This window comes from Phreatobacter sp., assembly GCF_016793595.1.
Taxonomy (GTDB): Bacteria; Pseudomonadota; Alphaproteobacteria; order Rhizobiales; family Phreatobacteraceae; genus Phreatobacter.
Genome location: NZ_JAEULY010000013.1, coordinates 42,593 through 56,631, shown reverse-complemented (window position 1 = coordinate 56,631; position 14,039 = coordinate 42,593). Strand labels below are relative to the sequence as shown.

The 14,039-nt window shown below is 70.2% G+C and carries 7 protein-coding genes; 2 read left to right on the top strand and 5 right to left on the bottom strand.

The genetic code is table 11. From position 1 onward, the window contains the following. Positions 1 to 10 precede the first annotated feature (10 nt). The 5 genes from JNK84_RS13975 to JNK84_RS13955 all read right to left on the bottom strand — a co-directional run bounded on the left by JNK84_RS13975 (position 11) and on the right by JNK84_RS13955 (position 7,560). Positions 11 to 2,635: an AAA family ATPase gene (locus tag JNK84_RS13975; RefSeq protein WP_293425005.1), complete on the bottom strand. Its 2,625-nt coding sequence runs from the start codon at positions 2,633 to 2,635 to the stop codon at positions 11 to 13. Further along, positions 2,632 to 3,765, bottom strand: a complete 1,134-nt coding sequence (locus JNK84_RS13970; RefSeq protein WP_293425004.1) for a metallophosphoesterase family protein — start codon at positions 3,763 to 3,765, stop codon at positions 2,632 to 2,634. Before JNK84_RS13970 ends, JNK84_RS13975 begins: the two co-directional genes overlap by 4 nt. Positions 3,766 to 3,861: 96 nt before the next feature. Beyond that, positions 3,862 to 5,703, bottom strand: coding sequence for a S8 family peptidase (locus JNK84_RS13965; RefSeq protein WP_293425003.1), 1,842 nt, complete (start codon positions 5,701 to 5,703; stop codon positions 3,862 to 3,864). Positions 5,704 to 5,864: 161 nt separating this feature from the next. Further along, a complete protein-coding gene (locus JNK84_RS13960) occupies positions 5,865 to 6,626 on the bottom strand; it encodes an ABC transporter permease (protein WP_293425002.1) in 762 nt (253 codons plus the stop codon). 7 nt (positions 6,627 to 6,633) lie between these two features. Beyond that, complete coding sequence (locus tag JNK84_RS13955; RefSeq protein WP_293425001.1) at positions 6,634 to 7,560, bottom strand: ABC transporter ATP-binding protein; 927 nt, start codon at positions 7,558 to 7,560, stop codon at positions 6,634 to 6,636. Positions 7,561 to 7,804: 244 nt separating this feature from the next. Between JNK84_RS13955 and JNK84_RS13950 the strand changes: the two genes are divergently transcribed. Next, positions 7,805 to 9,733, top strand: coding sequence for an autotransporter assembly complex protein TamA (locus JNK84_RS13950; RefSeq protein ID WP_293425000.1), 1,929 nt, complete (start codon positions 7,805 to 7,807; stop codon positions 9,731 to 9,733). Next, positions 9,733 to 14,028, top strand: coding sequence for a translocation/assembly module TamB domain-containing protein (locus JNK84_RS13945; protein ID WP_293424999.1), 4,296 nt, complete (start codon positions 9,733 to 9,735; stop codon positions 14,026 to 14,028). The genes JNK84_RS13950 and JNK84_RS13945 overlap by 1 nt, the downstream gene beginning before the upstream one ends. Positions 14,029 to 14,039: the final 11 nt, after the last annotated feature.

Genomic DNA, 14,039 nt, shown 5'->3' with positions numbered 1-14,039 from the left:
GATGCCGGCCTCACGGCTGCCAGTCCACCATATGCAGCACGTTGCCGCCGAGCCTGGAAAAGGCCCGCTGCCGGCAGGAAAAGACGATGATCTGCTGGTCCCGCGCCTGCCTGTGCAGGGCGTCGAACATCGTCTCGATGCGGTCGTCGTCGGAATAGACCAGCGCGTCGTCGAGGATGACAGGCGCCGCGCGCCCGTCGCGCGCGAGCAGGCGCGCGAAGGCCAGCCGCGTCAGAATCGACAGCTGCTCGCGCATGCCACCGCTCAGTCGGTCGATATCTTCCTTCTGCCCGTTGCGGCTGATCGCCTGCGGCAACAGCGTCTTCTCGTCGAAGGTGACAGCGACGTCGTCGAACAGCATTTCGAGCAGCGGCCGCAATTCGGTGAGGACCGGCTGGAGATAGAGATCGCGCGCCGCCGAACGTGAATCCTGCAATGCGGTCTTCAGCCGGTTCAATACGGCCGTTTCGGTCTCGAAGGCCCCGACCCGCGCCTCGGCCACCTCGAGCGCCTCCTTCGCTTCCTGCCAGGTCTCCTCCACCGCTTCGTCCGACTGCGTGCGTATCTGGCCGTTCAGCCCGGCAAGCACCTCGCGCAGTCTGCCCGCCTCCCCGGTCGCCGCGCTCTCGGCGGACCTCGCCCGCTGGAGCGCCGCCTCGACCGATGACAGATCCGGCGCGCGTTCGCGCAAGGCCGCAACCTCACGGTCCAGAATTTCGAACGTGGCCTGCCGCTCCGCCTGCACCGCGGCAAGATCGTGCTCGCGGCCAGCCCTGTCCGGTTCGAGTCCGAGCAGCGCGTCGAGCCGGCTCATCTCGCCGCTCATCGACGCAAAGGACGCCTCCACTTCCGTCGCCGCTTCGTGGACGCGGCTCAGGGCCGGGCCGGCCTCGCGCTCGGCATTGCGGGCCGTCGCGACACGCCGGTCGGCGCGGGCAAGGGCCTCGCGCGCCGCGTCGGGATCGCCCTTGACCTCGATCGCCTCGGGCGCGGCCGCCTCCAGCCGGGCAATCTCCTCCCGCAGCCCCGGCAATCCCTCGGGCGCCAGATGGTCGAGCTGGATGCGCAGGCGCTCCGCCTCACCCGCCTTGGTCCGCGCCTCTGCCTGCCGACGCTGCGCCGCCACGAGATCCGCCACACCGATCGAGGCGAGCAGCTCGCTCCGCTTCGCCTCGGCCTTCGCCAGCGCTTCGCCCTCGCCCGCCTTGCGGTTCGAGCGAAGCGTCATCGCGCCGATGCCCGGCAAGGTCAGCATGAGCCTATCCGCGACGCTCCGATCTTCGCCCCCGGCCAGCGGCGCTCCATCGGCGAGCACGGAAGGCGCGACGCCTTCGTCATAGTCGATCCGCACCGAAGGCAGGCTTGCCGCCTCCGCCGCACGCAGCCGCGCGATATCGATCTCCAGCTTCTGCAGCCGGTCGACGGCGTCCGCCGGCAGAACGACGAGGGCCAGTGCCGCCTCGGCAGCCTCCAGCGTCCGGCGCAACGCTTCCGCCTGGGCGAGGCGATCACGCCGGCCTTGCAGGATTTCCGCCGCCTGTCGCGCCCGCATCGCCGCATCCAGCCGGGCGAGCAGGCTGCTCGCCTCGCGCTGTTCCGCCTCGGCGAGCTTTGCCTCCGCCGCTGCGGCGTCGATTGTCGCCTGACATTCGGCGCGCCGGCCGCGCAAGGCATCGCGCCGCTGCGCCGCGTCGGCGAACTCACTCCCCAGTGTCCGGACCCGCGCAAGGAACGCGCGATAGTCGGCCAGCTCCTTCTCCGCAGCATCGAAGCGCGACTTCGCAAGTGCCGCCTCGGCCTCGCGCGTCCTCAGCGCCTCGCCATGGCTTCTCGCCTGCTGGATGGCGGCCTCGGCCCTGGTCACCGCCGCGCGCCGGGCGGCGATCTCGTCGGCTGCTTCCAGCTCGGCAAGCCGCCTTGCGGCCTCGGCCCGCCGGTCGAGCGCCGTCCGCAAATCGTCGACCTCGCGCTTCAGCTTCGCCTCGGCCGCCCGGAGACGTTCCAGTTCGTCCACGGCCGCCGCATAGGGGCCGCCTGCTTTCGGCCGCAGCGTCGGCGTCGCGATGTGCCCCAGTTCCTCGGTGCAGGCCTCCATGATCGCCGACATGCGTCGGCCGCCGGTGACCGCCTCCACTTCGCCCTGCACGGAGGTCAGCAGGCTCTCGCGCACCCGCCGCTCGCCCTCCTCGTCGCTCCGGCTTCGCTCTTCGATGCCGGTCACACCCTGCCGCACCCAGAGCAGACCCGCCGGCCCGGAGGCGCCGCCCCGCACCAACTCGGCGATGAACTGCTCCGCTTCGTCCTGCTGCGCGACGAGGCGGCCGCTGCCAAGCTCGGTGACCGTCGCGCGCTTCCCGCCGATGAACTGCTTGGTGAGCCGGAAGCGCCCCTCGGGCATGACGATGTCCGCCTCGACCAGCGGATTGCCGCCGCTATAGGGCTGAAGGCGCTTCACTTCCTTGCCCGCCCCGGAATGGGACTGGAAGAACAGCGCCTGCAGCGCCTCGAAACTGGTTGATTTGCCGTGCTCGTTCGCCGCGCTGAGCACGTTGACGCCATCGTCGATCCCCTCGATGGCGACGCCGCGCCCGGCAAAGCGCCGGACATTGTGCAGCCGCAGGGCCGTGATCTTCACGATGCGGCCCCCGATGCAGCCCCTTGGGCGAAGGAGAACAACCGGATCAGCGCCGCCCGCGCGATCTCCCGCTCAGCGGCGGAACGCGCCACGTCGAGGCTCTCGGCGCGCAGCGTCTCCGCGGCCTGCCGCAGCGCGCCCGCTCGGTCGATCAGGTCGAGGTCGTCGCTCTCGATCTCGGTGGCGAGGTCTTCCGAAACAAGGTCGAGCAGCGCGAATTCAGGAGCCACTTCGGCGACCGCCGCCTGAAGCGCGGCCCGCGCGGCAATCGTCGTCCGTCCCGTGGCGGCGACGCGCAGCAGGGTCTGCCGCCGCCGCGGTCCCGGCGGCAGGAGCGCCGGCAGCATGGCCGCGCCGTCGTCGGCGGGAAGAAGGTGCAGCGGCACCGTCCGCCAGTCGAAGGAGCTGGTCTCCACCGGTGTCACCTCGGGCTTTGCCCCGCGTGCCGCGATTGCAACGAGCAACGCGCAACCGGGCTCGTCGTGCTTGAAGCGGTCGGGCTCGGGCGTACCGCTGTAGCGCGTGCGCTCGTCGACCGCGACGCCGCCGTGCCAGTCGCCGAGCGCGAGATAGTCGAGGCCGGCGCGTCCCGCCCGGTCCGGCGCGATCACGTCCGATGCGGCAGCCTCCTCGGAGAATTGCCTGATCGCGCCATGGGCGAGCCCGATGCGGATGGTCTCGCCGGTAGCAGCCGCGTCCATCCATGCGCTGAGATCGCGGCCCGGCCGCCGCGTCGTGCAGGGCGCGGGCAGGACCGCGACGCCTGGCTCCAGCGCGAGCGGGGCGGGATCGGTCGCGAGGATCACGTTGTCAGGCGCCTCGGCACGCAGGACGCGCCAGAGCTCGGAGGCCTGCAGCGAATCATGGTTGCCGGGCAACACGATCCAGCGCAGCGGCGCGTGATGGCGCATCGCCGCCAGCGCCTGCCGCCGCACGTCGGGAGCCGGCGTTTCAGTGTCGAACGTGTCGCCCGCCAGGAGCACCGCCGTCGCTCCATGCTCGCGGGCGCGCGCGGCGAGCCGGTCGATCACCGCGTGGCGCGCCTCGCGCAGGCGTCCGCGCAGATCCTCCGGCAGATTGCCGAAGCGCTTGCCCAGATGCAGGTCGCTGCTGTGAATGAACCTGACCATCGCCCCGTGACTGCCCCCGCCCCCGATGCACCGGGCGGGCCAGGATAGCGACACGAGGCATGTCGCGCGAGACGGCAGATTGCGGTCGGCGGAGCCCTACCGGCTGACCGTCGCCGGGGCGGGCGCCGGCACCGGGGCCGGTGTCTCGGCGCGCGATCCCGGCTGGAGGGGCGGCGCCGTCGCCATGGGCACGTCGGACGGCGCCGGAGCGACCGGCGCGGCCGGCACTGGCGTCGTCAACGCCAGCAGAGGGTCGGCAACGCCCGCGCCGAGCTTCGGGTCGGGCGTCTGCCCCTGCCGGGCAGTGGCCGTGAGGATGCGGCGGAGGGTCGCCGGATCGATCTCCGGATTGCGCTCGATGATCAGCGCCGCGACGCCGCTGACATGGGCGGCCGCGACCGAGGTGCCCGACGAGATCTGGTAGCCGCCGCGCGGCGCTGGCAGCAGAATCTCGACACCCGGCGCGGCGACGGCGACATGATCGCCCTGCGTCGCGGCGGCGAAGAGCCGGCCCTCCTGGTCGGTGGCGGTCACCGCGATGACGTTCGGATCCGCCGCCGGATAGGCGATCGGGGCGTCCGGCCCGCCGTTGCCCATGGCCGCGACCATGGCGATGCGGCGGTCGGCGGCGACCTGGATCGCGCGGGCGATCATCGGGTCGCGCGGGCCGGCGAAGCTCATGTTGATGACGCGTGCGCCGCTGCGGATAGCCCAATCCATCGCCTTGATGATGTGGAAGCTGGTACCGGTCGAGCCGTTGGTCTGGCCCGGCGCGAAGGCGCGGACGGCGTAGATATCGGCGCGCGGCGAGACGCCGAGCAGCTGGTTGTTGGCGACGATGGCGCCGACCATGCCGGTGCCGTGCTCGTGGGCGCGGAACTGGCCGCCGACCGCGTCGTAGCTCTGCACAATGCGACCACGCAGTTCCGGATGGTTGGCATCGACGCCGGAATCGATCACCGCAATGGCGACCCGTTCACCGCGCGCGATCTGATGCGCTTCGGTCAGGCGCAGGGCATCGACGACATATTGCAGCCGCTGGCCGTTCGCCCGCGCATTGCTGGCGCTTTCCAACTTGAAGCGGAATTCAGGACGGTCGAAGGCATAGTTCGGCTGCACATAGGCGACGCCGGCCTCGGCCTGCATGGCGCGGATCGCGGCGGGAACGGTGAGGCGGTTCGGCACCCGGTAGCGGTAGAGCGAGGTGCCGAGCATCTCCGAGCGCACCTCCTCGATCAGCGTCAGGTTGAAGCGGCGGACAACGCGGCGCACCGCATCCCTGGGCGCGTCGGGCGCCATGATGAACAGCACTTCGCCTGCGACGAAGCGGCGCTCGTTGCGCGGCGGCAGGCCGGGTGGCTCGTTGGAAACGGCACCGCCGCCCGCGTCGGCATTGGCGCGGGCATTCTCGATGATGGAGAGGATGGCCGGCACGGCGATGGCCGCTGCGGCGGCTCCGATGATCGCGTTGCGCCCGCCGCCACCGCCACCGCCGCCGGGGATGCCCGGAATGCCGGGAATACCCGGGGGAATGATGCCGCGGCCGCCGCCACCGGGAATGCCGGGCACGCGCGCGAGCGCTCCGCCACCGATGGCGCCGATCGCAACGGGCGCGAGCACGCCGAGCGCGGCCGGCAATCCGCCCTGCTGGGTCTGCTGCTCGGTCTCGACGGGGCGCTGCCCGCGCTGTGGCCGCACGTTGGCGGTGCCGCGCCGGCCGGATTGGGGAACGGTCGCGGTGGGTCGCCTCTGCTGCTGCCCCGGCCGCGCCGCGGCGCCGCCGCCTCCGCCGCTCAACCCGCCGAGGGCGCGGATGCCCGCGCCGATGTCGAACTGCGCGAGGGCCGGCTGCGCGTCGAGCGTCAGGAGCGGCCCTGCGCCCAGCACCGCCGCCAGAACGCCCGCCACCAGATTCCTGCCCGTCCGCCTGGCCGTCATCGTCAGCTCCGAAGCCTTGAACGAAGGTGCCTGCCTATCGGCCGTCTGTTTCCGGCCCGCACCGTTATCACCGTCGCCATGTTTCACGGCAATGGCGGAATCGCGGCGGGCGGTACAATCGTGCGGCTTCGGCCGGCTTTCGCGTCACGAAAGCTGTCCGGTCAGTTCTTCAGGCGATAGCCGGTGCGGAAAATCCATTCGGTGATCGCGAGGCAGAGTGCCAGGAAGACCAGCGTCATGGCGAGGCTGACCCCGATGCTCACGTCCGCGACGCCGTAGAAGCTCCAGCGGAAACCGCTGACGAGATAGACGACCGGATTGAACAGGCTGACCGTCTGCCAGAAGGGCGGCAGCATATCGATCGAATAGAAGCTGCCGCCAAGGAAGGTCAGCGGCGTCACCACCAGCATCGGCACGAACTGCAGCTGCTCGAAATTGCCGGCCCAGATGCCGATGATGAAGCCGAACAGGCTGAAGGTCACGGCGGTCAGCACCAGGAAGGCCAGCATCCAGACCGGGTGCTCGATCCTCAGCGGCACAAACAGGCCAGCGGTAGCAAGGATGATCAGGCCGAGAATGATCGACTTGGTGGCGGCAGCACCGACATAGGCCGTGACGATCTCGAAATGCGAGACCGGCGCTGACAGCACCTCGTAGATCGTGCCGACGAAGCGCGGGAAGTAGATGCCGAACGAGGCGTTCGAGATGCTCTGCGTCAGCAGCGACAGCATGATCAGTCCCGGCACGATGAAGGCGCCATAGGGCACGCCGCCGATCTCGGTCATCCGCGAGCCGATGGCCGCGCCGAACACGACGAAATAGAGCGAGGTGGAGATCACCGGCGACACGATGCTCTGCCAGAGCGTGCGCCAGGTGCGCGCCATCTCGAACAGGTAGATGGCCTTGATCGCGTGGAAGTTCATGGCCGCCTCAATGCCTGTCGCTGACGAGCGTGACGAAAATGTCCTCCAGCGAACTCTGCCGCGTCTGGAGGTCCCTCAGGCGGATGCCGGCCTCGGCCAGCGCCTGAAGGAGGGCGGTGATGCCGGTGCGCTCGGCCTGCGTGTCGTAGGTGTAGACGAGCTCGGCGCCCTCGCCGGCCAGTTCCAGCCCGTAGGCCGAAAGCGCATCCGGAATAACATCGAGCTTCGACTGGAGCTGGATGGTGAGCTGCTTGCGCCCGAGCTTGCGCATCAGCTCGGCCTTGTCCTCGACCAGGATGATCTCGCCCTTCGAGATGACGCCGACCCGGTCGGCCATCTCCTGCGCCTCCTCGATGTAGTGCGTCGTCAGGATGATGGTCGCGCCCTCGTCGCGAAGACGGCGCACGAGCTGCCACATGTCGCGGCGCAACTCGACATCGACGCCTGCGGTCGGCTCGTCGAGGAACAGGATGTCCGGCTCGTGCGACAGCGCCTTGGCGATCATGACGCGCCGCTTCATACCGCCCGAGAGCGTCATGATCTTGGCGTCCTTCTTGTCCCACAGCGACAGATCTTTCAGGATTCGCTCGATCAGCGCGGGCTTCGGGCCCTTGCCGAACAGGCCGCGCGAGAAGGACGTGGTGGCCCAGACCGATTCGAACGAATCGGTGGTCAGCTCCTGCGGCACCAGCCCGATCATCGAGCGCGCCGCGCGGTAGTCGCGGATGATGTCGTGCCCGCCGACGGTGATCTGCCCTTCCGTTGGGCGGACGATGCCGCAGATGGTCGAGATCAGCGTCGTCTTGCCCGCCCCGTTCGGGCCGAGCAGCGCGAAGATCTCGCCCTTGCGGATGTCGAGGCTGACATCCTTCAGCGCCGAGAAGCCGGTGGCGTAGCGCTTTGAGAGTTTGGAAACCTTAATGATGCTAGTCATGGTGCGGAACATAGAGGCTTGACCCGCCCGCAGGGAGGGGGTGGTTGGCAACAGTGTTCCGGGGCGTCCGCCCCTCCGGTGGTAAGGTCGACGAGCGGTGCCCTGTCCGGCTAATGTGCCGGCAGGATGGAGCCTCGCGATATCGGCCTGTTGCCTCGTTTTCTCCGGGTTTCGTCCTCGTATTGCGTCCGAAAGGTCGGGAATGGTGGCTGACGGGAAGACAATCTCCCGTGTCGGTATAGGGATGATCGTCGGCGCACTTGTCGCCGGCGCGACGAGCCCTGCCCGGGCTTTCGACCCCTTCGGCTGGTTCTCCGAAAAGCCACCGGCCGTGACGGCGCAGGCGCTCGCCTATCAGTTCGAGGTCACCGGCCTTGGCTCCGACAAGGATGCCGAACAGGCCGTCCGGGACGTCTCCCTCCTCTACCGCCTGCGCAACGAGGCGCCCCAGAACGGCGACGAGCTGATGCGCCGCGCCGAGGCGGACCTGCCGCGCATCGTCGATGCCCTCTGGGGCTCGGGCTATTACGCCGCCCGCGTCATCATCCGCGTCGGCGGCAACACGCTCACCATCGAACGGCCGACCGTGAGCGGCCTGCGCTCAGGGCTCGACGGATTTCGCGGGCGCGCCCTCGTGCCGGTCGGCATCGAGGTGATCCCCGGCCCGATGTACAGGTTCAGCCGTGTCGAGGTCATGGACGGCCGCTCGCAGCTGCCCTTTTCGCACGCAGTCCTGCCGCCCCGTGTCGTGACGCTGAAACCGGGCGAACCCGCCCGCACCGCCAGCGTGCTCGCCGCCGCGGCCGAACTCGCTGACCATTTCCGCGATCTCAGTCATCCCTTCGTCAAGGTCGGCCGGCGCGTGCCGGTCATCGACCATGCGACCCGCAGCGTGAACCTGACCTTCGTCGTCGATCCCGGCGCCAAGGCTGGCATCGGCGGCATCGGCGTCTCCGGCACGCGCAACGTCGATCCCGCCGTCGTGCGTTCGTTCATCTACGCCCAGCGCGGCGACCCCTATTCCCGCCGCGCCATTGCCGACATCCGCCGCTCGGTGACGCGCATCGAGGCGCTCGGGGGCGCGCGCATCCGCGAGAGCGAGACGCTCGACACCGACGGCAACCTGCCGCTCGATGTCGAGGTGACCGAACGCCTGCCGCGCGTGCTCGGCGGCTCTGTGCGCTATTCGACCGTCGACGGTCCGGCGCTGAAAGCCTACTGGATGCACCGCAACCTGTTCGGCGGCGCGGAACGACTGCGCCTCGACGCGGACCTGTTCTATTTCACCGGGCAGCAGAACTTCTTCGGCGGCAGCAGCCGGCGCGGCTTCGACCCCAACGATATCGGCGGACGCCTGTCTGCCTCGTTCCTGAAGCCGGCGCTGTGGGGCACGCGCAACGACCTGCTCGCGGATGTCTATGTCCAGCGCGAACTGACGCCGAACTATACGAGCGAACTCGGCAACGCGACGGTCGCCATCCGCCACCGCTTCTCGGACAGTTTCTCCGTGCGCGGCGGCATCGAGGGCGAGGTCGGCCGTTCCGTCGATCCGCTCGGCCGCTTCCAGTACGGCCTGGTCGGTCTGCCGCTGGGCCTGACTTACGACACCACCGACCGGCCGCTCGACCCGACGCGCGGCATCCGCGTCAATGCGTCCTTCACGCCCTATCACGGCTTCGGCGATGCGCCGCAGTTCTTCGCCATCGGCCGCGTGCAGGCGTCCTACTACTACTCGCTCGACGAGGCCGCCCGCTACATCCTCGCCGGCCGCGTCGCCTTCGGCTCGATCCTCGGCGGCACCCTGTCGGCCATTCCGGCGGCACGGCGCTTCTATGCCGGTGGCGGCGGCTCGGTGCGTGGCTTTGAATACAAGAGCCTCGGCCCCCGCGACGCTTTCGGCAACGTCATAGGCGGCATGAGCCTGTTCGAGGCCTCGATCGAGGCGCGCATCAAGATCACCGACACGATCGGAGTGGTGCCCTTCTTCGACATGGGCCAGGCCTATTCCGGTTCGTTCCCGAACGGCTCGGCCCCGATGCGCTACGCGGCCGGCCTCGGCCTTCGCTATTATACGGCGGTCGGCCCCATCCGGTTCGACGTGGCCGTGCCGCTCGCGCGCCGCCAGGGCGAGAAGCCCTGGGCCTTCTATGTCAGCATCGGGCAGGCGTTCTGATGAAGAAGCTGCGATACGCCCTCCTCATCCTTGTCCTCGCCGGCATCGGCTTCGGCCTTCTGTGGCGCGGCCCCGCGCTGCATGCGCAGGAGGATCAGGGCGTTCTCGCGGGTTTCATCTCGCGGATGATCTCCTCGCCGGGCTCGCAGGTCTCCATCGGCGCGGTCGACGGCCCGCTGTCGTCCGACGCCGTGATCCGAAACGTCACGGTCGCGGATGCGCAGGGCGTCTATCTCCGGATCGACACGATCCGCCTCGTCTGGCGTCGCCTCGCCCTGCTGTCGCGCCGGCTGGAAATCCAAAATCTGGAGATCGGCCGCGTCGAATTCCTGCGCAAGCCCTTGCCCGATCCGAACGCGCCACCGCCGGCGGCGGACGGCCCTCTGCTTCCCGAACTGCCGCTGAAGGTCGAGATCGGCAAACTGGCGCTCGGCGAACTCGTCCTCGGTGAGCCGGTCATCGGCGTCGCGGCGCGTTTCTCGGCTTCCGGCACTGCATCCCTCGGTCCGCCGGCCGAAGGGCTGAGTGCAAACTTCGAGGTGCGCCGGCTCGACCAGCCGGGCCTCTCCGCGCTGAAGCTGACCTTCGTTCCGTCGACGCAGCAGCTCGACCTGTCGCTCCAGCATGACGAGCCGGCAGGCGGCATCGTCGCGCGCATTGCCGACATTCCCGGACAGCCGGCGGTGAAGCTGGATCTTGCCGGCGCGGGCCGCCTCGACGACTGGCGCGGCCGGATCGTGTTCGACGCAGGCACTGACATCAATGCACGGGGCGACGCGATCCTCTCGCGCGACAACCAGATCCGCCGCCTCGGCCTGAAGCTCACCTCGCGCATCGAGAAACTGCTGCCCCCGGCGGTCGGCGCGGTCTTCGCCGGCGACACGACCATCGACGGTCATCTCGTCTTCGGCGACGACGGCGGCTACGCCATCGAGAACTTCCGGCTGGGATCACAGCTCGCCGAACTGGTGCTCGGCGGCCATCTCACAGCTGATCGCACCATCAATGTCCGGGCGACGGCCCGCGCACTTCGCAACGAGGGCGGCGCAACGGCGCGCGGCGAGACGCGCCTCGAAACGCTCGTCTTCGATGCGACGGCGCGCGGACCGGTCGCGGCGCCCCGCGTCGATGGCCGGCTCGACCTGCGCGGTCTCGCAAGCCCCGCCGTCCGGTTGGGAGCGGTGAATGCCACCCTGTCGGCGGAACCGGTCACCGAAGGCAACCAGCGCTACCGCATCGCGCTGGACGGCCGCGTGGACGGGCTGAAGCTCGCCGACGAGGGCCTCTCCGAGGCGCTGGGCGAGCGCATCGCGCTAAACCTGCGCGCCGGCGTCGATGACGAGGCCATCACCAGCGTCTCCGATCTCTCCGCCACCACGCCGAACCTGAAGCTCGCCTTCACCGGCCGCACCGGCGCGAAACTGCTCGACGGGCAGGTGCGCGCCGAGATTTTCCGCCTGCAGGCGCTGTCGCGCCTCGCCGGCCGGCCGCTCGCCGGACGCGGCTTCGTCGAGGCAGTGGTGACGGGCGATCCTTCGGTGTCGCAGATGCGCGCCGTGCTGGACGGGCGTCTCACCGAACTCGTCCTTGGGCATCCGGTCGCGGATCGCCTCGCCGGACGGCAGCTTGTTCTGGCCGGCGCGGTGACGCGCCAGCGCGAGGCCATGACACTGGAGGCCGTAAGCCTGCGTGGCCAGCACATCGCCGCGACCCTCAACGGCGGCATGGGCAACGGGCGCCTCGACCTGCGCGCCAACCTGAGCTTGCCCGACCTTCGGCAGATCGATGGCCAGCTCGCCGGCGCGGCGCGCGCCGACGCTCACGTCTTCGGTGACGCGCTCGACCCCGACGTGTCGCTGACCGTCGCGGCGCCAGACGTGCGTGCCCAGAACCGCCCGATCCGCGATCTCCGTTTGGCACTGACAGCCCGCACCGTGGCAAGCACGCCAAACATCGCTCTGACCGGCAGCGGCGATGTCGATGGCAAGCCGCTGCTGGCGGACCTGGCCGCACAGGCGCGTTCCGGGGGCATCTGGTCGCTGGAAAGGCTGTCGTTCCGCCTCGGCTCGGTTTCGGCCGAGGGGCAGGGCCAGATCGCGCCCGGCAATCTCGCGACCGGCAGGCTGGCGATCACCGCCGGCAATCTCGACGACCTGTCGCCGCTGACCCTGACCCGTCTCTCGGGCAGCCTGCGGGCCGCAATCACGGCGGACGCCGCGAACGGCCGCCAGCGCGTCGTCGTCGAGGGCGACGCGCAGCGCATCGTTGCGGGTCCCGCGCGGCTCAATTTCCTGCGCGCCAATCTGTCCGGCGACGACCTTTACGGCCGCCCGGTGCTGAACGGCGAGGCGACCGTGGACCGGCTCGTCGCCGGCGGCGAGACCATCGAGCGCATCAACTTCCGCGCCAGCGGCACCTCGGGCGCGACCGACCTGAACCTGACCGCCAATGCGCGCGGCTTCGCGCTGGCGACAGCAGGCCGACTCGTGCCCGGCACCCCGCATCGGCTCGACCTCGCCTCGTTCAGCGCCACCCGCTCCGGCGCGCGCATTGCCCTGACCCAGCCCGCGACGTTGCTTCTCGAAGGTTCCTCGATCCGCACCCAACGCCTCGTCGTCGGCCTTCAGGGCGGCGAGGTCGAGGTGTCCGGCAAGCTCGGCGCGGACCTCGACGCGCAGGTCGCGGCGCGGCGCGTGCCGCTCGCCGCTCTCGACATCCTCGCGCCGGGAACGGGGCTTCGCGGCACGCTCGACGCCCGCGCCACCCTGCGCGGCCCGGCTGCGACACCGCAGGGTCCTTACGAGGTGACGCTGCGCGGGCTCTCCGCGCCGGCCACCCGCAATTCCGGCGTGCCGGCCCTCGACATCACCGCGCGTGGTGCGTTGCAGGGCCAGCGCGCGACCGTCGATGCCAAGATCGCCGGCGGACGCGCCATCGCCCTCGAAATCAGCGGTTCCGCGCCCATCGGTCCGTCAGGGGCCTTCGATCTGCGAGCCCGCGGCACGCTGGACGCGGCGCTCGCCAATGCCCAGCTCGCCGGTTCCGGCCGCCGTGTCGCCGGCCGCGTCGCCATTGACGGTGCGCTGCGCGGCACCCGCGCCAGCCCCGACATCCAGGGGTCCGCCACCCTTTCCGGCGGCTCGTTCGCCGACCCGTTGCAGGGTGTGACGCTGACCGCCATCGAGGGCCGCGTCACCGGACGCGGCAACGACATCGCCATCGAACGGCTGACTGCCCGCGCCAAGAACGGCGGGACGATTTCAGTGTCGGGCCGGGTCAATGCCGATCCGAACCGCGGCTTTCCGGCGGACCTGCGCATCGCGGCCAGCAATGCCGAACTCGTCTCCAGCGACATCGTCAGCATGATCGCGAGCCTGAACCTCGCAGTGTCCGGCCCGCTGGCGACCGCGCCGCGCCTCTCCGGCCGCATGGACGTCACGACCATCGAGGTGCGCATCCCCGACCGCCTGCCCTCCACCGCCGAGCCGCTGCGCGACGCCCGCCATGTCAACGCTCCCGAGCAGACACGGGCAAGGCTGGCGCAGATCGCCCGCCAGCGTGCCGAGGCCGCCCGCGGCCGCCGGCAGCCGGTCTTCAACGCGACGCTGGACGTGACACTGGACGCGCCCGGCCGGGTCTTCGTCCGCGGCCGGGGCATGGATGCCGAACTCGGCGGCCAGCTTCGCCTCACCGGCACCACCGCCGACATGCGCGCCAACGGCGCCTTCGAGCTGCGGCGCGGCCGCCTGTCGCTGCTGACCCAAAGGCTCGACTTCACCCGTGGCCGCGTCACTTTCGGTGGCGGCGACCTGATCCCCGACCTCGATTTCGTCGCCGAGACCCGCGCCACCGACGTCACCGCCACGGTGACGGTCAGCGGCCGGGCGACCCAGCCGGAATTCGCCCTATCGTCGGTCCCCGCGCTGCCGCAGGACGAGGTGCTGTCGCGCCTGCTGTTCCAGCGCGCCGCAGCGGGCCTGTCGCCGTTCCAGGCCGTGCAGCTGGCACAGGCCATCGCCACCCTGTCCGGACGCGGCGGGCCGGATACGTTCGAGGCGACGCGCCGGGCGCTGGGCGTCGACAATCTCGACGTGACCACCGGCGCCAGCGGCCCGGCGGTCGGCGCATCGCGGGCGATCAACGACCGCGTCCGCATCGGCGTCAGGGCCGGCGCGAAGCCGGAAGCGAGCGCGGTGGGCGTCGACATCGACCTGACTCGCCGCATCCGCATCCAGACCGAGATCGGCGCGGACGGGCGGGCGGCAGCGGGCATCGGCGCCGAGATCGAGTATTGACCATGCGCTGA

Bases quoted from the DNA above. Each gene is read 5' to 3' on its own strand.
- JNK84_RS13950 (WP_293425000.1), top strand. From the start codon at position 7,805: ATGATCGTCGGCGCACTTGTCGCCGGCGCGACGAGCCCTGCCCGGGCT.
- JNK84_RS13955 (WP_293425001.1), bottom strand. From the start codon at position 7,560: ATGACTAGCATCATTAAGGTTTCCAAACTCTCAAAGCGCTACGCCACC.
- JNK84_RS13945 (WP_293424999.1), top strand. From the start codon at position 9,733: ATGAAGAAGCTGCGATACGCCCTCCTCATCCTTGTCCTCGCCGGCATC.
- JNK84_RS13965 (WP_293425003.1), bottom strand. From the start codon at position 5,703: ATGACGGCCAGGCGGACGGGCAGGAATCTGGTGGCGGGCGTTCTGGCG.
- JNK84_RS13960 (WP_293425002.1), bottom strand. From the start codon at position 6,626: ATGAACTTCCACGCGATCAAGGCCATCTACCTGTTCGAGATGGCGCGC.
- JNK84_RS13970 (WP_293425004.1), bottom strand. From the start codon at position 3,765: ATGGTCAGGTTCATTCACAGCAGCGACCTGCATCTGGGCAAGCGCTTC.